The 18999-nt window shown below is 67.6% G+C and carries 19 protein-coding genes; 5 read left to right on the top strand and 14 right to left on the bottom strand.

Translation table 11 applies throughout. From position 1 onward, the window contains the following. Positions 1-214: 214 nt before the first annotated feature. The 5 genes from HLH45_RS02590 to radC all read right to left on the bottom strand — a co-directional run bounded on the left by HLH45_RS02590 (position 215) and on the right by radC (position 5064). The gene (locus HLH45_RS02590) at positions 215-970 is read right to left on the bottom strand and encodes an SDR family NAD(P)-dependent oxidoreductase (RefSeq protein ID WP_008572040.1); all 756 of its coding nucleotides are present in this window, start codon (positions 968-970) and stop codon (positions 215-217) included. A gap of 36 nt (positions 971-1006) precedes the next feature. After that, positions 1007-1540 (bottom strand): hypothetical protein, encoded by a 534-nt coding sequence (locus HLH45_RS02585; protein ID WP_033478612.1) that lies wholly within the window; start codon positions 1538-1540, stop codon positions 1007-1009. Between the two features lie 6 nt (positions 1541-1546). Further along, a complete protein-coding gene (locus HLH45_RS02580) occupies positions 1547-2431 on the bottom strand; it encodes an SPOR domain-containing protein (RefSeq protein WP_046932099.1) in 885 nt (294 codons plus the stop codon). A gap of 179 nt (positions 2432-2610) precedes the next feature. Then, a complete protein-coding gene (argS, locus tag HLH45_RS02575; RefSeq protein ID WP_008576503.1) occupies positions 2611-4299 on the bottom strand; it encodes an arginine--tRNA ligase in 1689 nt (562 codons plus the stop codon). 87 nt (positions 4300-4386) lie between these two features. Continuing rightward, positions 4387-5064, bottom strand: coding sequence for a RadC family protein (radC, locus tag HLH45_RS02570; protein WP_011348857.1), 678 nt, complete (start codon positions 5062-5064; stop codon positions 4387-4389). Positions 5065-5160: 96 nt separating this feature from the next. Between radC and coaBC the strand changes: the two genes are divergently transcribed. The 3 genes from coaBC to HLH45_RS02555 are packed head-to-tail and all read left to right on the top strand — an operon-like array spanning position 5161 to position 9258. Next, positions 5161-6435, top strand: a complete 1275-nt coding sequence (gene coaBC / locus HLH45_RS02565) for a bifunctional phosphopantothenoylcysteine decarboxylase/phosphopantothenate--cysteine ligase CoaBC (protein WP_046932101.1) — start codon at positions 5161-5163, stop codon at positions 6433-6435. Beyond that, complete coding sequence (dut, locus tag HLH45_RS02560; RefSeq protein ID WP_007964142.1) at positions 6432-6899, top strand: dUTP diphosphatase; 468 nt, start codon at positions 6432-6434, stop codon at positions 6897-6899. Before coaBC ends, dut begins: the two co-directional genes overlap by 4 nt. Positions 6900-6912: 13 nt before the next feature. Further along, entirely contained in the window at positions 6913-9258 is a 2346-nt protein-coding gene (locus HLH45_RS02555) for a phosphomannomutase/phosphoglucomutase (RefSeq protein WP_008571197.1), read from the top strand. Positions 9259-9364: 106 nt separating this feature from the next. Here HLH45_RS02555 and HLH45_RS02550 read toward each other — a convergent pair whose 3' ends face one another. From HLH45_RS02550 to pyrE, 9 genes are all read right to left on the bottom strand, one after another. Continuing rightward, positions 9365-9937, bottom strand: a complete 573-nt coding sequence (locus HLH45_RS02550) for a hypothetical protein (RefSeq protein ID WP_033478400.1) — start codon at positions 9935-9937, stop codon at positions 9365-9367. Positions 9938-10316: 379 nt separating this feature from the next. Further along, a complete protein-coding gene (locus HLH45_RS02545; protein ID WP_008571195.1) occupies positions 10317-10658 on the bottom strand; it encodes a lipid-A-disaccharide synthase N-terminal domain-containing protein in 342 nt (113 codons plus the stop codon). Further along, positions 10658-11380 (bottom strand): glycosyltransferase family 2 protein, encoded by a 723-nt coding sequence (locus tag HLH45_RS02540; protein WP_008571194.1) that lies wholly within the window; start codon positions 11378-11380, stop codon positions 10658-10660. Before HLH45_RS02540 ends, HLH45_RS02545 begins: the two co-directional genes overlap by 1 nt. Positions 11381-11737: 357 nt before the next feature. Then, on the bottom strand, positions 11738-12703 hold the full coding sequence (locus tag HLH45_RS02535) for an SDR family NAD(P)-dependent oxidoreductase (RefSeq protein WP_008571193.1): 966 nt from the start codon (positions 12701-12703) through the stop codon (positions 11738-11740). Positions 12704-12907: 204 nt separating this feature from the next. Then, positions 12908-13216 carry a helix-hairpin-helix domain-containing protein gene (locus tag HLH45_RS02530; protein WP_008571192.1) on the bottom strand — a complete coding sequence of 103 codons (309 nt, stop codon included), beginning with the start codon at positions 13214-13216 and terminating at the stop codon, positions 12908-12910. A gap of 33 nt (positions 13217-13249) precedes the next feature. Then, positions 13250-14179 (bottom strand): ParB/RepB/Spo0J family partition protein, encoded by a 930-nt coding sequence (locus HLH45_RS02525; protein ID WP_008571191.1) that lies wholly within the window; start codon positions 14177-14179, stop codon positions 13250-13252. Continuing rightward, positions 14179-14976, bottom strand: coding sequence for a ParA family protein (locus HLH45_RS02520; protein WP_008571190.1), 798 nt, complete (start codon positions 14974-14976; stop codon positions 14179-14181). Before HLH45_RS02520 ends, HLH45_RS02525 begins: the two co-directional genes overlap by 1 nt. 114 nt (positions 14977-15090) lie before the next feature. Then, complete coding sequence (locus tag HLH45_RS02515; protein WP_008571189.1) at positions 15091-15741, bottom strand: hypothetical protein; 651 nt, start codon at positions 15739-15741, stop codon at positions 15091-15093. Between the two features lie 49 nt (positions 15742-15790). Then, positions 15791-16450, bottom strand: coding sequence for an orotate phosphoribosyltransferase (gene pyrE, locus HLH45_RS02510; RefSeq protein WP_008571188.1), 660 nt, complete (start codon positions 16448-16450; stop codon positions 15791-15793). A gap of 126 nt (positions 16451-16576) precedes the next feature. Between pyrE and HLH45_RS02505 the strand changes: the two genes are divergently transcribed. Together HLH45_RS02505 and HLH45_RS02500 are read left to right on the top strand one after the other, a co-directional pair. Beyond that, the gene (locus HLH45_RS02505; RefSeq protein ID WP_008571186.1) at positions 16577-17377 is read left to right on the top strand and encodes an exodeoxyribonuclease III; all 801 of its coding nucleotides are present in this window, start codon (positions 16577-16579) and stop codon (positions 17375-17377) included. A gap of 319 nt (positions 17378-17696) precedes the next feature. Further along, a complete protein-coding gene (locus HLH45_RS02500; protein WP_008571185.1) occupies positions 17697-18992 on the top strand; it encodes an AmpG family muropeptide MFS transporter in 1296 nt (431 codons plus the stop codon). Positions 18993-18999: the final 7 nt, after the last annotated feature.

The raw sequence follows: 18999 nt of genomic DNA, 5'->3' as shown, positions 1-18999 counted from the left end.
GGTGGCGGCGTGGCGGCCGCCGCTGCAGCACCTGGTGTCGGGCAACCGGTCTGCGCAGTTGCTGCGACCATGCAGCGCTGATGTAACGAAAAGCCGCGCAGTACGCGGCTTTTCGATGCTTCGTTCGATGCTCGGTAGGGCTTGCGCGGCGCAGCGGGGGGTGCGGCTGGCGCGCTGCACGCCCACCGCCTAAGCCCTTGCTTCGATGCACGCCTCACTGCGCGTCGCGGGCCACCTGGAACCCCGCAAAAGACTGCGTCACCGGCATGATTTCCAGGCGGTTGATGTTCAAATGCGCCGGCAGGCTGGCGACATAGAAGATCTGTTCGGCGATGTCTTCGGCCGTCATCGGGGTGGCGCCACGGTATAGCGTGTCGGACGCGGCCTGGTTGCCGCCGGTGCGCACCAGGGTGAATTCGGTCTCGGCCATGCCCGGTTCGATCGAGGTCACGCGCACGCCGGTGCCGTGCAGGTCAGAGCGCAGGCCCAGCGAAAACTGCTGCACGAAGGCCTTGGTACCGCCGTAGACGTTGCCGCCGGTGTATGGGTAGGTTGCCGCCACCGAGGCGATGTTGATAATGGCGCCGCGGCGCGCAATCAACGCCGGCAGCAGGCGGTGGGTGAGCGTGACCAGGGCGGTGACATTGGTGTCGATCATCTGCTGCCACTGCGCCAGGTCGGCCTGCTGCGCCGGCGCGGTGCCCAGCGCCAGGCCGGCGTTGTTGACCAGTACGTCGATGTCGGCGAAGGCCGGCGGCAGCGCGTCGATCGCATCCGACAAGGCGTGTGCATCGCGCATGTCGAACGCGGCGGTGTGGACCTGCCCGGCCGGCAGATCAGCGGCCAGCGCCTGCAGGCGTTCGGCGCGCCGGCCGGTGGCGATGACCTTCCAGCCGGCTGCAGCGAAGCGGCGCACGGCGGCGCTGCCGAATCCGGAGGTGGCACCAGTGATCAGGACGGTCTTGGACATGGGGAACTCCAGGGGGACAGGGGGCGGGAACCAGATTCAGTGAGCAGGCCGCGGCTTCGCCGTTGCGGCATGCTGCGCACGCAGTCGCTCTTCGGTCAGGGTCTGGCGTGCGACGACCTGGCCACGCCGCAGCTGCAGCACCACGTACGGGGCCGGTGCGTGCGCAGCGCTCGTCGCGGTGGCGGGCAGCGCGACGATCAACTCACCATCCACCCAGACGGCGGGCACGGACGCTGGCTGGCCAGGGAACAGCACATCCAGCGGCAGCGTGGGCGGCGCGTCGTTACAGGCGCCCAGGACCACGCGGTCGAGCACCAGCTGTTGCCCGTCCAGACGCCAATGGGCGCGGTAGCCGCGCCAGTTGGCGCTGCAGCTGCCCAGCGCGCTGCCTGCGTGCGCCGCAAAACGCTTCCAGGTGGCCGGGTCGTCCAGTGGGCCGGACAAGGGTTCGGCCAGCAGCGTCGCCTGCTGGCCGTCGATCTGGATCAGGTCGGGAAGTTGATCGGTGGCCTGCGCCGGGCCGGCCCACGCCAGCACGCCCAGCAACACGCCAGCGCTACGTCGCAACACGGGCGTTTACTGCGCCTTGATCGCAATGGCGGACAGGCCACTGCCGGTGAGCTTCTGCTTGGCCTCGGCAAGCTCGCTGGCACTGCCATAGGGCCCCATGCGCACGCGGTAGACCGTCTTGCCGCTGATGTCGGCCGATTCCACGCGTGCGGCCAGGCCCATCATCGCCAGCCTGGCCTTGGTGGATTCGGCATCGCCGGAGGCGCCGAACGAGCCGGCCTGCAGGATGTAGCGGGTGTTGTCGGCGACCGCCGGCGCTGCAGCCGCGGGCGCTGTTGCAGCGGCGGCGGTTGCGGCGGGCTTGGGCGCGGCAGCGGCCGGTGTGGTGAGTGCGGCGGTGCTGGCCGGAGCCGGCGTGGCGGCCGGGCGTGCCGGTGCGGTTTCCGGCAGCGGCTTGGGTGCGCTGACGGCGGTTTCCTTCAACGGCGTCGGGACGCTGGCCGCCGGTGTGGCGGCTGCCACGCTGGCGCCGGGTGCGGGGGGCACGGGTTTGCCTTCCAGCGCCGCACGCGCACGCGCGGCCTCTTCGGCGCGTGCGCTGGCCGCCAGTTCGGCATCGGACATCTGCACTTCCTTGCCGGGCAGCAAGGTATAGAAGTCGTACTGGGTCTGCGCATCGCCGGGTTTGGCCTGCGGCTTGGGCGGCTGCGCGCTGGGCTTGGGCAGTTCGGCCGGCGTGTCCACGTCGGCATCGGCCACCGGCTCGGGCTGCGCATCCGGATTGGCACGCGGGCCCACGCGCAGGAAACCGTCGCCGTCCTTCTTGAACAGGTTGGGTGCGGCCAGGAAGATCACTGCCGCAATCGCGGCGCCAGCCACCAGCCACACCCAACCGGGGGTGCCATTGCTGGTGTTGCGCCGGGCCTGACTCTTACCGCGTCGTGCTGCCATCTACCACTTCTCCGAATCGTGTCGTTGCGGGCCCGCTGGCCCGGCTTGCTGTGGCAATGCGCGCCGCTGCGCTGATTGCCCGGTGAGCGCCATCGGCGCCCGAGGTGGCAGGCCGGCGCCTGCCGCAGTGCCACGCGCCGCGCCGCTGCCTGCGCCGGCACCCGGGAGCTGCCGCCTGTCTACATCTTTTCCGGAGCGCTGACGCCGAGCAGTTCCAGGCCATTGGCCAGCACCTGTTGGGTGGCGACCGCCAGGGTGAGCTTGGCGTCGCGCTCGGCGGCATCGTCCACCAGCACCTTGCTGTTGTGATACCACGTGTGGAAGGCGTGCGCCAATTCACGCAGGTATTGCGCGATCTGGTACGGCTCCAGCGCCTGGCCGGCGATTTCCACCACTTCCGGGTAACGCGACAGCTCCAGCATCACCGCCAGCGAGTGTTCGTCGTCCAGGCAAGCGAGCTCGGCCAGGCCGTGGGCCTGGTCGTACTTGTAGCCCTTTTCCTGCGCCTGGCGCAGCACGCTGCACACCCGCGCATGCGCGTACTGCACGTAGAACACGGGGTTGTCGTTGCTTTGCGCGCGCGCCAGGTCGATATCGAAGGTCAGCTGCGAATCGGGCTTGCGCGCGATCAGGAACCAGCGCACCGCATCGGCGCTGGTTTCTTCGATCAGGTCGCGCAGGGTGACGTAGCTGCCGGCGCGCTTGGACAGCTTCACTTCCTCGCCGCCGCGCATCACCGTGACCATCTGGTGCAGCACGTATTCCGGCCAGCCTTGCGGGATGCCCAGTTCCATCGCCTGCAGGCCGGCGCGCACGCGCGTCAGCGAGCCGTGGTGGTCGGCGCCCAGTTCGGTGATGGCGCGCTCATAGCCGCGTTGCCACTTGGTCAGGTGATAGGCCACGTCCGGCACGAAGTAGGTGTAGGTGCCGTCGGACTTGCGCATGACGCGGTCCTTGTCGTCGCCGAAGTCGGTGGACTTCAGCCACAGCGCGCCGCCTTCTTCGTAGGTATGGCCGGAGGCGATCAGCTTCTGCACCGCTTCTTCGACCTTGCCGTCCTTGTACAGCGAGCTTTCCAGGAAGTAGATGTCGAAATCGACCCGGAACGCGGCCAGGTCGTGGTTTTGCTCGTTACGCAGGTACGCCACCGCGAAGCGACGGATCGATTCGAGATCGGCTGGGTCTTTGGTGCCGGTGACCAGATGGCCTTCCAGGTCGACGGTGTCGCCGGCCAGGTAGGCACTGGCCACATCGGCGATGTAGTCGCCGCGGTAGCCGTTTTCCGGCCAGCCGTCGCTGTCGGGGGTGAGCCCCTGCGCGCGTGCCTGGACCGACAGCGCCAGGTTCTCGATCTGCACGCCGGCATCGTTGTAGTAGAACTCGCGCTTGACGTTCCAGCCGTTGGCGTCGAGCACGCGCGCCAGGCTGTCGCCGATCGCCGCGGCGCGGCCGTGGCCGACATGCAGCGGGCCGGTCGGGTTGGCCGAGACGTATTCCACGCCCACCGAACGGCCGTTGCCGGCCAGCCCGCGGCCGTAGTCGTGGCCTTGCTTGATCACATGCGCCACTTCGCGCTGATACGCGGTGGGGGCCAGATGGAAATTGATGAAGCCCGGACCGGCGATATCCACCTTGGCTACGTCGTCGCTGGCCGGCAGCGCGGCAACCAGCGCCTGCGCCAGTGCGCGCGGATTGCTGCGCGCAGCCTTGGCCAGCAGCATCGCGGCATTGGTGGCGAAGTCGCCGTGCTCGCGGGTCTTGGGTCGCTCGACCACAAAATCCGGCGGCAGGGTGTCGGCGGGCAGGGTGCCATTGGCGCGCAAGGCTTCAATGCCTTGGCCGATCAGTGCGCGGAGTAGGGCTTTCACGTGGGATCTGCTTGGAACCAAACCAGCGATTTTACCCGACCGCGCGGCGCAGGGTCCGACCGATGGTTCAGGTCAGCGCACCACTGCTCATTCCAGCCAGCCGCGCTCGGCGAACGACACCGGTCGACCATCGCCGATGACGAAATGGTCCAGCAGGCGGATATCCACCAGCTCCAGGCTGTCCAGCAGCCGCTTGGTGACCGCGCGGTCGGCCTCGGAGGGCTCCGGATTACCCGACGGGTGGTTATGCCCGACGATCACCGCCGCCGCGTTGTGCAGCAGCGCCCGCCGGACCACTTCGCGCGGGTGGATGTCGGCCCCGTCGATGGTGCCGGTGAACAGTTCCTCGAAGGCGATGGCGCGGTGGCGGTTGTCCAGGAACAGCGCGGCGAACACTTCATAGGCCCGCGCGCGCAGCCGCTGCGAGAAATAGCGGCCCACGCTGGGCGGGTCGCTGAGCGCCTCGCCGCGCTCCAGCGCGCTCATCAGGTGCCGCTGGGCCAGCTCCATCGCGGCGGCAAGCTTGCAGGCCGAGGCCGGGCCCAGCCCGGGCAGGCGCGCCAGCGTCTTGGCCGGGCGGTCCAGCAACAGACGCAGCGGGCCGTGCCGGTGCAGCAGATCGCGCGCGGTCTGCACCGCATCCTGGCCGCGCAGGCCGGAGCCGACGAAGATTGCCAGCAGCTCGGCATCGGACAAGGCAGTGGCCCCGCGCGCCAGAAGTTTCTCGCGCGGGCGTTCGTGGGTGGGCCAGTCGTGTATGTGCATATGGCGAGATTGCCGGTGCTCATCGCCGACGCCCATCAGGCCAAGCAGAGGCATCGGCTAATCTAGTTGTCCTTGTAACCGTAGGACGACTCCGACGTGATCGGCTCCACTCAGGCCCGCCCCCTGGACGGACAGCGTTTGCTGCTGTGCGTCGGCGGAGGCATCGCCGCTTACAAATCGCTCGAACTGGTCCGTCGCCTGCGCGACGCCGGTGCGCAGGTGCAGGTCGCCATGACCGGCGGTGCGCAACAATTCGTCACCCCGCTGAGCTTCCAGGCATTGTCCGGGCAGCCCACCCGCACCACGCTGTGGGACAGCGCCGCCGAGCAGGCGATGGGCCACATCGAACTGGCGCGCTGGGCCGACCGGGTGATCGTTGCCCCGGCGACCGCCGACCTGCTGGCGCGTCTGGCGCATGGTCTGGCCGACGATCTGGTCACTACGCTGTGCCTGGCCACGACCGCGCCGCTGACCGTGGCGCCGGCCATGAACCACCGCATGTGGCTGCATCCGGCCACCCAGGCCAACATCGCCACCCTGCGCGCGCGCGGGGTGGCGGTGGTAGGCCCTGACGACGGCCCGCTGGCCGAGGGCGAATCCGGCCCCGGCCGGCTGGCCGAACCGGCCGCGATCCTTGCGGCGCTGGCCGGCGGCGCGGCGGTCGCCAGCGCAGCCCCGGAGGGCACCAAGAGCGTTGCCGCGCCCGTGTTCATCCCCAGCAGCACCCAGCTGGAAGGCCTGCGCATCGTGATCAGCGCCGGCCCCACCTTCGAGGACCTGGACCCGGTGCGCTACGTCGGCAACCGCAGCAGCGGCAAGATGGGCTACGCCCTGGCCGCCGCCGCTGCCAGGCAGGGTGCCGATGTGGTGCTGGTCAGCGGGCCGGTGCATCAGACCACCCCGGAGGGCGTGCAGCGCATCGACGTGCGCTCGGCCGCGCAGATGCGCGACGCGGTGCTGGGTGCATTCCCGGCCGACATCTACATCGGCGCTGCCGCCGTGGCCGACTACACCCCCAAGCGGGTGGTGTCGCAAAAGATCAAGAAGACCGGCGAAACGTTGACCCTGGAGCTGGTACGCACCCCAGACATCCTGTCCGAGGTCGCCGCGCAGACCGGGGCGCTGAAACTGGTGGTCGGTTTTGCTGCCGAAACGCACGATGTGGAGCATTACGCCCGTGGCAAGCTGGCGGCCAAGCGGCTGGACCTGATCATCGCCAACCAGGTGGGGATCGAAGGCGGCGGATTCGAAAGCGACAACAACGCAGCTACGGCCTATTGGCAGGGCGGCGAGCGTGTGTTCCCCAGCAGCAGCAAGACCGAGTTGGCAGACCAACTGCTGGCCCTGATCGCGGAGAGATTGCAGGCATGAGCCCCCCAACCCAGTCCTTGCAGGTGAAGTTGCTCGACCCGCGCTTCGGCGATCTGTGGCCGCTGCCGGCCTACGCCACCGAATCCAGCGCCGGCATGGACCTGCGCGCCGCGCTGGAGGCGCCGATGACGCTGCAGCCGGGCGATGCGGCGCTGATCCCCAGCGGTATCGCGATCCATCTGGCCGACCCGCAGCTGTGCGCGGTGATCCTGCCGCGCTCGGGGTTGGGCCATCGCCACGGCATCGTGCTCGGCAACGGCACCGGTTTGATCGATGCCGATTACCAGGGGCCGCTGCTGATCAGCACCTGGAATCGCGGCCGCGAGGCCTTCACCATCGAGCCGGGCGACCGCATCGCGCAGCTGGTGATCCTGCCGATCGTGCGTATGGGCTTGCAAGTGGTGGATACTTTCGTCGACAGCGCGCGGGGAGCGGGTGGATTCGGCCACACCGGCGTGCGCTGACAGGGGAAATTACATGAGCAAGGCGAACGAGCGCAGGCAGGGGATGTCCAGCGTGCGTACGAGTGGTCCGGTGTTGGGAGGCATATTGCTGCTGCTGGCTGCCTGGTTCGGCTGGAACAGTTATGCGCAATGGCGCCAGGACGCGGTGGCGCAAGGGCTGGAGCAGGCGCGCGACCGCGCGGTGCAGGACGTGGGCCAGGCCATGGCCACCCAGGCCAGCCAGCTCGACGCGGTGCTCAAGCAGCCGCCGGTCATCGCTGCGTTGGCCGGTGGCGACGCGCTGGCGGCCGCATCGGCCATCCGCGAGCGCTTCAAGGGCGCCGAGGATGTGCAGGTGCTGCCTGGCGACCTTGCCGCGGCCTATGCCAACCCCAAGGATTTCGGTTACGCGCGTCTGAGCCTGCTCGAATCGGCGCAGGTGGCCGACCGGGCGCAGGTCCGGGTGGTACGCGAGGCCAAACAAGTCCGCCTGGGCGTGGCTGCCGCGGTGCGCCTTGGCGGGCAGCCGGCGGTGGCGTATGCGCGGTTGCCGTTACTGCGCCTGACCGGCCCGCTGGATGCAATCGCGGCACCGGACAGCGCCTACCTGGCCGTGCGCCAGGGCAGCTACAACGTGGCCCAGCAGGGCGATATGGCACTGGCCGATGCGGCCGAAACGCTGGCCAGGCCGCTTGGGACCAGCGGCTTGCGCGTGGCTGCGGCGGTGCCGCAAGGCGACAGCGGCCCACTGGGCCTGGGCGCCGTCGGTTGCGCCATCGTGGCGGCATTGCTGCTGATCATTGCGGTACTGCTGGTGCTGGCCAGCCGGGGTCAGGTGGCCTTGCCACGGCGCCGGGTTGCCGACCAATCCGGCGCCGATGAACCCACCTTCAGTCAGAGCCTGCAGCACGACGCCAGCGTTGCCAGCGAGGCACGCGCGCTGGACGCCGAGGCACCGCCGGCACCGCCAGAGCTGGTGCCGGCGGTGCAGGTCGCCACCGAGATGTTCCGTGCCTACGACATCCGCGGCGTGGTCGGTAAGGACCTCAACCCCGGCGTTGCCGCCTTGGTGGGCCAGGCCATCGGCAGCGTGATGCAAGCGCAGGGACTGCGCGATGTGGTGGTCGGTCGCGACGGCCGGCTGTCCGGGCCGGAGCTGAGCAACGGCCTGATCGAAGGCCTGCGCCGCGCCGGCTGCAATGTCACCGACATCGGCCTGGCACCGACGCCGGTGGTGTACTTCGGCGCCTACGAGCTGCGTGCCGGCAGCTGCGTGGCGGTCACCGGCAGCCACAATCCGCCGGACTACAACGGTTTCAAGATCGTGATCGGCGGCGAGACCTTGTCCGGCGCCGCCATCGCCGAACTGCACCAGCGCATCAACGAAGGTCGCCTGCATACCGCCGCCACGCCTGGCGAACTGGAACAGCGCGACATCAGCGATGCCTACATCCAGCGTATCGCCGACGACGTCCAGCTCGATCGCCCGATCAAGGTGGTGGTGGACGCCGGCAACGGCGTGGCCGGTGAGATCGCACCGCGCCTGCTGGAAGCGATCGGCGCCGAAGTGGTGCCGTTGTACTGCGACATCGATGGCACCTTCCCCAACCATCACCCTGATCCGAGCGAGCCGCACAACCTCAACGATCTGGTGAAGATGGTGCAGCGTTTCGATGCGGATATCGGCGTGGCGTTCGATGGCGATGCCGATCGCCTGGGCGTGGTGACCAAGGAAGGCGCGATGGTGTTCCCCGACCGCCTGCTGATGCTGTTCGCTGCCGATGTCCTGCAGCGCAACCCTGGCGCATTGGTCATCTACGACGTGAAGTGCACCGGCAAGCTGTCCGACTACGTGTTGCGCAACGGCGGTAGTCCGCTGATGTGGAAGACCGGGCATTCGCTGATCAAATCCAAGATGCGCGAGACCGATGCCGAACTGGCCGGCGAGATGAGCGGCCACTTCTTCTTCAAGGAGCGCTGGTACGGCTTTGACGACGGCATCTACGCCGCCGCACGCCTGCTGGAAATCCTGGCCCAGCGCGAGGAAACCCCGTCCGACGTGCTGGACGCCCTGCCCGAGAGCGTCTCCACGCCGGAGATCAAGGTGCCGGTGGAAGGCGATGCGCATGCGCTGGTGGCGCGCTTTGTCGCGCGTGCGCAGACCGGCGAAGAATCGCCGTTCGAATCGGCGCGGCTGTCGACCATCGACGGGCTGCGCGCGGACTTCATCGACGGCTGGGGGCTGGTACGCGCCTCCAATACAACGCCGATCCTGGTGCTGCGGTTCGAAGCCGACAGCGAGGCCGCATTGCAGCGGATTCGCACGCTGTTCCGCAACGAACTGCAGACGTTGTTGCCGGAGCATCCATTGGCGTTTTGATCGCCGGATGCGCGGACCGTCCGCTGCGTTGCCTGGGCAGGGGCAGCGCAGCTGGGCCGGCGGGCGACGCGGCGGGCCGTTATCCGGCTCGCTTCGGTGTACGCGATCAACCGTGTGTTGCGCCTGTTCCGGTTGGCTCGGCACGATCGCAGTGCGTGGTGATCGACGCGGCGTCGTGACCGTCCGTCAATAGCCAGACTGCGTCCCAGTACGGATACTCGCCCACCTGCTCGGCCAGGCCCGCCCGCAGGGGCAATGCGACCAGCGTGCGCGCGAACTGTCGATGATCGCTTTGCTGCGGGAGCGCCGAGACCTGCATCTGCGGCTGCCACACCGTTCCACCACGCCCGCGTGCGCGATTGACTGCATCGGCGGTCCTCAGTCGCGCCGTCGCGGCCAATTGCAGCAACACCGCCTTGCTCGGTGCCTGCAGCAACCCGCACCACGCCTCAGGCAACAGCACCCAGCACAGCAACTGCGCACCTTGCCAATGGCGTGGCAGCGCCAGGCTGGCCGCCGCGGCGCGAGCGCAGCGCCAATCGGCGAATAGCGGCACGTGCTGATGCGTGGGCAGCCGCAGATGCCAATACGTGGCTTCAAGCGTCGGCGTGGACAGGAGGCGATGACGGAGCGCAGTGGACATGGTCACAGGTTGCCCGCGGCGCGAGAGCGGCAACATCGGCGGGCAGTCCATCATCGCGTCGGCCGCGCGCGCAATGGCGTGTCCGAAAAGCGGGCATCAGCGGTCAGCGCTATCGCCACGCCTCCGGCAAGCTGCGCTGCATGGGGTGGATGCCGCAGGTGGCGTCAAGGCGCGTAGGCGCACATCAATCACGCTGCATCGCAGCCCAAAACCTTGTCAGTGAGATGCAGTGCAGCCGTATCGCTTGCGTACGCTGAGGCATCGCCAACCACGATGGATCACCGAACATCGGATGCAGCAACGCGCTTTGCAGCGCACCGGGATCATCTCAACCCGCCACGGCTCACCAACGGCGTTCGATCACCAGCAACCATCCGGACCAGGCAATGCGAATCCCGAATCCCGAATCCCCGCCTCAATGACCGGCCCGGTCGCGTTTCCACCCGCGATGCTTCACATCCAGATACAGGCTGTAAAACGCGGTAAACGCCGGGAACAGGTTCTGCAGCACACCGACCGAATCCTGCTTGGCCGAAAACACGAAATAGCTCAGCGTCATCAGGCTGCCGACCACGCTCATGTACCAGAACAGGCGCGGAATCACCGGCTTGCCGGCGCGCTTGGAGGCAACGAACTGCACCAGCCAGCGGCCACCGAACATCAGTGCGCCGACATAGCCGATCAGCTTCCACCCGGTCACATGGATGCCGGTCCAGTACAGCCAGGTCAGTTGTTGGTCGAGCAAGGACGGGTCCATCAGCGTTCCTGCACCACGGTGCGCTTGCTGCGGGTGATCAGCCAGGCCACGCCGCGCAGGTCGCGGATGCCGACCAGGGCGCGATTGAGATTGTTGTACTTGGACACGCCGGCGGTGCGGTGGCGGTGGTTGACCGGCACGCTCACCGTGCGCCAGCCGGCGCGCTGCATCAACGCCGGCAAATAGCGATGCATGTGGTCGAAGTACGGCAGGTCCAGGAACGCCTCGCGCTCGAACAACTTGATGCCGCAGCCGGTGTCGGGCGTGTTGTCGCGGAGCATGCGCGAGCGGATCGCGTTGGCCCATTTGCTGGCCCAGCGCTTGGAGCCGGAATCCTGGCGGTTGACCCGCCAGCCGGCGAACAGCTTCACCTGCGGCTCGGCCTGGCTGCGCGCGATGAGCAGCTTTGGGATGTCGGCCGGGTCGTTCTGGCCGTCGCCATCGAGCGTGGCGATCCAGCTGGCGCGCGCGGCCTTCACCCCGCTGCGCACCGCCGTGCTCTGGCCGCTCTGGGTCACATGATGCAGCACGCGCAGTTCCGGCGTGGTGCTCTTCAGGTCTTGCAGCACCGCGAGCGTGTCGTCACGCGAATGGTCATCGACATACACGATTTCGAAGGCCACCACGCCGCGCAGGGCGCGGACGATTTCGCCCACCAGCGTGGCGACGTTATCGCGCTCGTTGAATACCGGGACGACGACGGACAGCTGAGGTTGGCTCATGGATGCGGGGTAGCCGGATGAAGGCTGAGCGAAAAAGATCGGGCATTGTGCCCTGACTCTCTGAGTCAGGCATGAAGCATGCACGCGTTATGCGCATTGGACCGGTTGGAAGCAGCCTGTAGCGTACGGTGGGAACGTGGCAGGGCTGCGAAGGCGTGGGCGAGCGGGCCGATCACGCGTCCTCTTCCGGTGCATCAGCTGGCACATCGCCATGCATTGCGTGGCTGCCATGCGGTCGTACGCCCGGGCGGCTGCTGGAAGGTAGGCCCTGCATCTGGCTCGCATGGCAGCCTCGGCGCTCCGCGCTCCGTGCGCCCATCGAGCCTTCGCACCTCCCCCCGTAAATCCCGCCAAGCGCTAGGTGCGCTCGCCGAAATACTGCCGGCACCACTCCACGACCTGCGGCAAACCACGCTCAACCGGGGTCGCCGGATCGAACCCGAAGGCCGCCTGCGCACGCTGCGTATCGGCCATGGTGCGGATCATGTCGCCCGGCTGCATCGGCCGGTAGACCTTTTCGGCTGCGCGGCCGGCGGCCTGCGCAATCACGTCGATGAAGGTCTCCAGCTCCACCGGCGTGTGGTTGCCCAGGTTGAACACCCGGTGCGGCACCGGCGCGGTGCTGGGCGTGTCCAGCGCGCCCAGCACACCGGCCACGATATCGTCGACGAAAGTGAAATCGCGCTGCATCTTGCCGTGGTTGAACACCTCGATCGGCCGCCCCGCCAGCACCGCACGGCTGAAGATCAGCGGCGCCATGTCCGGCCGGCCCCACGGCCCGTACACCGTGAAAAAGCGTAGCCCGGTCGCGCGCAGGCCATACAGCTGCGCATAGGTGTAGCCCATCAATTCGTTGGCGGCCTTGGTTGCCGCATACAACGAACGCGGTTGGTCCACGCGCTGGTCTTCGGAAAACGGCGGGGTGGCCGAATCGCCGTAGACCGAACTGCTCGAGGCATACACCAGGTGCTGCACGCCGCGGTGCCGGCACAGCTCGAGCATGTTGACGAAGCCAACCAGGTTGCTGTCCACGTAGGCGTGGGGGTTTTCCAGCGAATACCGCACGCCCGCCTGCGCAGCCAGATGCACCACGCGGGTCGGCTGGATCTCATCGAACAATGCGGCCAGACCCTCGCGATCGGTCAGGTCCAGCGTGCGGATATCGATGCCGGGGCACAGCGCCGCCACCCGGTCGTGCTTGAGCTGCGGGTCGTAGTAGCTGTTGTAGTTGTCCAGCCCCACCACCGTCTCGCCGCGGGCCGCCAGCGCGCGGCAGGTATAGGCACCGATGAAACCGGCAGCGCCGGTGACGAGAATGGTCATGGCTGTGATCCTGGGAAATGCGGAAACAAAAGGCTGGCGCTCCGGATGCGCATGCGCGGCGCATTGCAGGCGCCGCTGCGAGCGGGTTCGGCATCTCTATGCTGCCAACGCGCCTGCCGTGCGCGGCGTGCCAGGCGCGATTTGCCGCGGTCGCAGCGCATGCGGCGCTCGAAACAAAGGCTGCAGCGCGCCACGCGTCTTCGTTCACCGCAGCGCGAGCGGCGCTTCGCTGGCAAGCTTGGCCTTGCGCTCGGCGCTGAACTTCCACCACGGCTGCGCCGCCTCGCCGTCCATGAAGCGCACGATCGACAGGAACACATCGATCACGCAGGGGTCGTGCAGCACGCCGGTGCGCAGGCACAGCTGTGCGTGCATGTCGTAGGCATCGCGACCGCGCAGCTGCGCAGGCACGCGGATGCCGATCAGGCGCAGGTCCTTTTCGCAGGCCGGCCCGACGTTGGGCAGGTCGGTCAGCTGCAGCAGGTGCTGGCGGTCCACCTTGGCGGGATTCATGGCCGACGAAGATCCTGTTGGATGTGCAAGCGATCAGCTGCGCTGCATGCGCAGGCGTTCGAGCACGCCGTCCAGCGTGTCCAGATCGGTGTAATGGATCACCAGCTTGCCCTTGCCGCCGCGGCCATGATTGAACACCACCTTGGTGCCCAGCGACTCGGACAGTTCGGTTTCCAGCGAGGCGATATCGGCCTGTGGGGCCACCGGCGCCGGCTTGCCCTTGCGCAGCGAGCCGGGCACCTTGCCGGCGGCAAACTGCTGCGCGCGGTGTTCGACCTCGCGCACCGACCAGCCCTGGTCGGCTGCTTCCTGGGCCAGCTTGCTGGCCAGCTCCGGCGCCAGGGTGAGCAGCGCGCGCGCGTGGCCCATTTCCAGCCGGCGGGTTTCCAGCAACACGCGAATGGCCACCGGCAATTCCAGCAACCGCAGCAGATTGGAGACCGACGCACGCGAGCGTCCCACCGCGCCGGCGGCCTCGGCATGGGTCAGCGAAAATTCGTCGATCAGCCGCTGCAACGCCTGCGCTTCTTCCAGCGGGTTGAGGTCTTCGCGCTGGATGTTTTCGATCAGCGCCATCGCGATGACGGTGCGGTCGTCCAGCTCGCGCACCACCACCGGCACTTCGGTCAGCCCAGCCAGCTGCGAAGCGCGCCAGCGGCGTTCGCCGGCCACGATCTCGAACTGCCCCGGCGCCAGCTCGCGCGCCACGATGGGCTGGATCACGCCTTGCGCCTTGATCGACTCGGCCAGCTCGGCCAGCTTGACCTCGTCCATCTCCCGGCGCGGCTGATACTTGCCCGGCTGCAGCTGGGTCACCACCAAGGTGCGCAGGGTATCGCCGGGCTGCAAGGCCTGTTCGTCGGCACCGGCCGGTGCGGCGGCGGCGGCCGCGCCCTTGGGCCCCAGCAGCGCTTCCAGACCACGGCCCAGGCCACGCTTCTTTGCCAGCGGCGGCTTGCTCATCAGACGGTCTCCACGGGCCGGACGGCCTTGTTGCGGTCGTTCTGGCGGCGCACGATCTCACCGGCCAGGCCCAGGTAGGCCACCCCGCCACGTGAGGTGCGGTCGTAACCGACGATGCTCTGGCCATGGCTGGGCGCCTCGGCCAGGCGCACGTTGCGCGGCACGATGGTGCGAAACACCTTGTCGCCGAAATGCTCGGTCAGCTCGGCCGATACCGCATTGGCCAGGTTGTTGCGGATGTCGAACATGGTGCGCAGCACGCCTTCGATTTCCAGCGTCGGGTTGAGGTTGGCGCGCAACGCTTCGATGGTTTCCAGCAGCGCGGTCAGCCCTTCCAGCGCGTAGTACTCGCACTGCATCGGCACGATGATCGAATCGGCCGCGGTCAACGCATTGAGCGTGAGCAACGACAACGCTGGTGGGCAATCGATCAGGATGAAGTCGTACTCGTCGCGGATCGGCGCAAGGGCGCGCTTGAGCCGCTGTTCGCGTTCGCCCTGGTCCATCAGCTGGATCTCGGCAGCGGTCAGGTCGATGTTGCCTGGCAGCAGGTCGAAGCCTTCCGGCGCGGCCACCCGGATCTGCGCGGCGGTGTTTTCGCCCAGCAACAGGTCGCAGGTGGAGGCGGCCACATCGCGCTTGTCGATGCCGCTGCCCATGGTGGCGTTGCCCTGCGAGTCCAGATCCACCAGCAACACACGCTTGGGCGCGCGCGCCAGGCCGGCCGCCAGATTGACCGCGGTCGTGGTCTTGCCGACGCCGCCTTTCTGGTTGGCAATGGCGATGATCCGGGCCATGCGGGAGAGCCTCGTGGGCAAAGAGTAAGACCGGCCATTATGCGGGCAGGGCGTCGGATCGGGAAATGCCGCCCGCGGCGGTGCGCCGCACGGCCGGAATGACGCAGGCGCCGGTCAGCCGGCGGGCGGGGCGCCGGCGGGTGGCTCCTTCATGGCCCGGTAGCGCTGCAGGATGTCGGCGATCTCGCCATCCAGCGCCACCCGTTGCTGCTCGAAGCTGATCTGCAGACGCAACTGCGCCATCAGATCGCGATGGCGCTGCTGGATGTCGCCGGCCAGCTTGTCGGCCACTGCCTGGCCGGCCAGCTCGCGGTCGCCGGCGCTGCGCAGCAGGCTGGCCAACCCCTCGCGCAGGCTGGTCACGTTGAAGCGCGCGGTATGGATGTTGTTGTCCACGATGGCGATGCGCTCCTTGAACACCCGGCGCAGGTCGTCCTCGCTCTGATAGGACATCAGCATCGCCTGGTCGGTGCGCTGGCGCATCTGCTCGGCGGCCAGATCGGCCTGGCGTTGCTGCTCGCTGGCCGCAGCGGCAGCGCGCTCGTCGCTGCTCATGGCGCGCTGCACCTCGGCGCTGCGCATCCCGCTCTTGACGTTGAATTCGTCGCGCGCCTGGTTCACCGCCTCCGGGGGCAGCGTATCGCTGCACACGCGGGCGCCGTTCTGGTTCCAGCAATACAGCTTCTTGCCGGCCGGCTTGTCTTGCGCGCCGGCCGGCGGCGCCATGACCAAGGTCGCAGCGACAGCCGCCGCAACGGCGAACAATGCCGAACGTGTATGTATTGGCATCATCGCAGCCCCCTGTCGCCTGCCGTCAGCCTGTGGTGTCGGTCCCGTAGCGGCCACGATAGGCCAGCAGCGGTTCCTGGAAGCCCACAAGGTCGGCGTTTCCTGCCGCAAAAGCAAGCAGGTCGCCCAGGTTGGCCACCGCAATCACCGGTATGCCGGCCTCGGCCGCTACTGCCTGGGCGGCGGAACGGCGGTCCTGATCGGACGCGATCTCCTGCCGGTCCAGCGCCACCACGATCCCCGACGGCATGCCGCCGGCGGCGCGGATGATGGCCAGCGCCTCGCGGATCGCGGTGCCGGCGGTGATCACGTCATCGACGATCAATACCTTACGGCCGGCCAGCGGCGCGCCGATCAGGGTGCCGCCTTCGCCGTGGTCCTTGGCTTCCTTGCGGTTGAACGCCAGCGGCAGGTCGCGCCCGCGCCCCGCGTAGGCGCAGGCCAGCGCGGTTGCCAACGGAATGCCTTTGTAGGCCGGCCCGAACACCAGGTCGAAGTCCAGCCCGGCCGCATCGATCGCATCGGCATAGCACTGCGCCAACTGCGCGGTCTTGGCTCCCGAATCGAAGCGCCCGGCATTGAAGAAGTACGGGCTGAGCCGCCCGGACTTGAGCGTGAACTCGCCAAAGCGCAGGGCATCGGCGTCCAGGGCCAGCTGCAGGAAACGGGTGCGGTGGTCGGTCATGTGACGAGATTGGGGAGTAGGGATTCGGGATTGGAAAGCATAGCCGGTCGCGCCTTGCGGCATCCGCTGATGCGGTACGCTTTGACGAATCTCCAATCCCCATTCCCGAATCCCGGCTCTTCATCCATGCGCATCATCAGTTTCAACGCCAACGGCCTGCGTTCGGCCGCCAGCAAGGGTTTCTTCGCGTGGTTCGCCGCCCAGGACGCCGACGTGCTGTGCGTGCAGGAAACCAAGGCCCAGGAGCATCAACTGGCCGGGCCAGACTTCCTGCCCACCGGCTACAAGGCCTGGTTTCGCGACGCCAGCACCAAGAAGGGCTATAGCGGCGTGGCGATCTACAGCCGGCACGAGCCCGACGAGGTGCGCACCGCGCTGGGCTGGCCGGAGTTCGACGAAGAGGGGCGCTATATCGAAGCGCGCTTCGGCAACCTCAGCGTGGTGTCCTTCTACATCCCCTCCGGTTCCTCGGGCGAATTGCGCCAGGACTACAAGTTCCAGGTGATGCAATGGCTGCGGCCGATCCTGGAGCAGTGGCTGGCCAGTGGCCGCCAGTATGTGCTGTGCGGCGACTGGAACATCGTGCGCACGGCGCTGGACATCAAGAACTGGAAATCCAACCAGAAGAACTCCGGCTGCCTGCCGCCCGAGCGCGATTGGCTCAACGGCCTGTGCGCCGACGCGCCAGAAGACACCAACCCCGCCGAAGGCCGCGGCTGGGTCGACAGCTACCGCGTGCTGCATCCGCAGGGCCAGGACTACACCTGGTGGAGCAACCGTGGCGCGGCGCGCGCCAACAATGTCGGTTGGCGCATCGACTACCAATTGGTCACCCCCGGCCTGCGCGACACCTTGAAGGCCTGCTCGATCTACCGCGAAGAGCGCTTCTCCGACCACGCGCCGTACATCGTGGATTACGCGCAGTGAGGCAGGCCAAGGCTATGGTTTCGGTCATAGCGCGCCGGCATGTTGCAGAACGGGGCCAAGACTTCGCCGGCAACATCGCCATCCGGCGGCAGCTCGGCCACTGCAGCACGCGCGGCGGCTCTCATTGGCCCTTACGCAGTCGGCCGATGCCTTTCGCAACGTTCTGCTTCGGCACGGGAGTGCGACGTTACGGTCCTGCACAGACCGCTCAAGGCAGGACGCGTGACGCGATGACGGCCCTCCGCGGCGGGCTGCATGCAGCGGTGCCGTGGGCCGCGCCGGCCACGACCACGGGCGTTCGTGCTCGCCGGAGTGACGCATGACCACGTCTGCACCGGGCTATAAGGGCTGGCGTGGTATCCAGCGCGCCTTCGCCACGCCATCGGCGGCGACCATGGCACTGCTGGGCTTCGGCAGCGGCTTGCCGTTCCTGCTGATCGCCTCGCAGACCTTGTCGACGCGCTTGCGCGATGTGGGGCTGGACCTGGGCAGCATCGGCTTGATCAGCCTGGCCAGCTTCTTCTATCTGCTCAAGTTCCTGTGGGCGCCGCTGATCGACCGCTATGCGTTTCCGCTCACCGCGTTTCTGGGGCGCCGTCGCTCCTGGCTGCTGGTGGCGCAGATCGGCGTCACCATCGGCCTGTTCGCGCTGGCATTTTCGCGCCCGGACCTGAGCGTTACGGGGTTGGTCGGCTGGGTGTTGTTCGCCTCGTTCTGGGGCGCGACCCAGGACTCGGTGGTGGATGCCTACCGCATCGAAATCGCTCCGGATGCCGCGCAGGCCGCGTTGGCGGCGACCTACACGCTGGGCTACCGCATCGGCCTGATCCTGGGCGGTGCCGGTGCGTTGTACATGGCCCAATACCTCGGCTGGACGTGGGCGTACGTCGGCATGGCCGCACTGATGCTGGTGCCGATCGCCACCACCTTGCTATGCCGCGAGCCCGACCGTCCCGAGGCGACGGTCGTGCGCCGCGTGGACGTCGCCGGTGCGTTCTGGCAACCGATTTCCAGCTTCTTTTCCAGCAATGGGCTGGCGCTGGGCATCGTGCTGCTGCTGTTCGTGGGCCTGTACAAGTTTCCCGACCAGGTGATCGGCGTCATGGCCGGTCCGTTCTATCTGGATTCGGGCTTCACCAAGGCCGATATCGCCACCGTCTCCAAACTGTTCGGCGTCTGGATGGGCATTGTCGGCGCCTTCGCTGGCGGCGCGGCAATTGCCGCGTTCGGGTTCCGGCGCATGTTGCTGGTGGCCGCGCTGGGGGTGGCCTTGTCCAACCTGGCGTTCCTGCTGATGGCGCACAACCCCGGCAAGCTGTGGGCGTTCTATGCCGCGCTCAGTGCCGATAATCTCTTCCAGGGGTTCGCCGCCACGGTGCTGGTGGCTTTCATGTCCTCGCTGACCGACCGCAACTTCACCGCAACCCAGTATGCGTTGCTGGTCTCGCTGGCCAACCTGCCGGGCAAGTTTGCCGGTGGCGTGTCCGGGTTCGTCGTCCAGGCGACCTCCTACAGCACCTTCTTCATCCTCAGCGCCCTGACCGTCATTCCCACGTTAATGCTGCTGGCCTGGCTATGGCCGCGGCTATTGGCGCACGACAGGCGGCCGGATTGAAACGTCC

It is taken from the genome of Xanthomonas euvesicatoria (genome assembly GCF_013112235.1).
GTDB classification, from domain to species: Bacteria; Pseudomonadota; Gammaproteobacteria; order Xanthomonadales; family Xanthomonadaceae; genus Xanthomonas; species Xanthomonas euvesicatoria.
Note: the sequence above shows the minus strand (reverse complement) of the source record. Positions and strands in the feature narration are given on the sequence as shown.

What these genes read in the sequence shown, in the direction of transcription:
- HLH45_RS02505 (WP_008571186.1), top strand. Translation starts at nt 16,577, where the DNA reads ATGCGCATCATCAGTTTCAACGCCAACGGCCTGCGTTCGGCCGCCAGC.
- pyrE (WP_008571188.1), bottom strand. Translation starts at nt 16,450, where the DNA reads ATGACCGACCACCGCACCCGTTTCCTGCAGCTGGCCCTGGACGCCGAT.
- HLH45_RS02535 (WP_008571193.1), bottom strand. Translation starts at nt 12,703, where the DNA reads ATGACCATTCTCGTCACCGGCGCTGCCGGTTTCATCGGTGCCTATACC.
- HLH45_RS02545 (WP_008571195.1), bottom strand. Translation starts at nt 10,658, where the DNA reads ATGGACCCGTCCTTGCTCGACCAACAACTGACCTGGCTGTACTGGACC.
- HLH45_RS02580 (WP_046932099.1), bottom strand. Translation starts at nt 2,431, where the DNA reads ATGGCAGCACGACGCGGTAAGAGTCAGGCCCGGCGCAACACCAGCAAT.
- HLH45_RS02540 (WP_008571194.1), bottom strand. Translation starts at nt 11,380, where the DNA reads ATGAGCCAACCTCAGCTGTCCGTCGTCGTCCCGGTATTCAACGAGCGC.
- radC (WP_011348857.1), bottom strand. Translation starts at nt 5,064, where the DNA reads ATGCACATACACGACTGGCCCACCCACGAACGCCCGCGCGAGAAACTT.
- HLH45_RS02525 (WP_008571191.1), bottom strand. Translation starts at nt 14,179, where the DNA reads ATGAGCAAGCCGCCGCTGGCAAAGAAGCGTGGCCTGGGCCGTGGTCTG.
- HLH45_RS02590 (WP_008572040.1), bottom strand. Translation starts at nt 970, where the DNA reads ATGTCCAAGACCGTCCTGATCACTGGTGCCACCTCCGGATTCGGCAGC.
- HLH45_RS02520 (WP_008571190.1), bottom strand. Translation starts at nt 14,976, where the DNA reads ATGGCCCGGATCATCGCCATTGCCAACCAGAAAGGCGGCGTCGGCAAG.
- HLH45_RS02500 (WP_008571185.1), top strand. Translation starts at nt 17,697, where the DNA reads ATGACCACGTCTGCACCGGGCTATAAGGGCTGGCGTGGTATCCAGCGC.
- HLH45_RS02555 (WP_008571197.1), top strand. Translation starts at nt 6,913, where the DNA reads ATGAGCAAGGCGAACGAGCGCAGGCAGGGGATGTCCAGCGTGCGTACG.
- HLH45_RS02530 (WP_008571192.1), bottom strand. Translation starts at nt 13,216, where the DNA reads ATGAATCCCGCCAAGGTGGACCGCCAGCACCTGCTGCAGCTGACCGAC.
- dut (WP_007964142.1), top strand. Translation starts at nt 6,432, where the DNA reads ATGAGCCCCCCAACCCAGTCCTTGCAGGTGAAGTTGCTCGACCCGCGC.
- HLH45_RS02550 (WP_033478400.1), bottom strand. Translation starts at nt 9,937, where the DNA reads ATGTTGCCGCTCTCGCGCCGCGGGCAACCTGTGACCATGTCCACTGCG.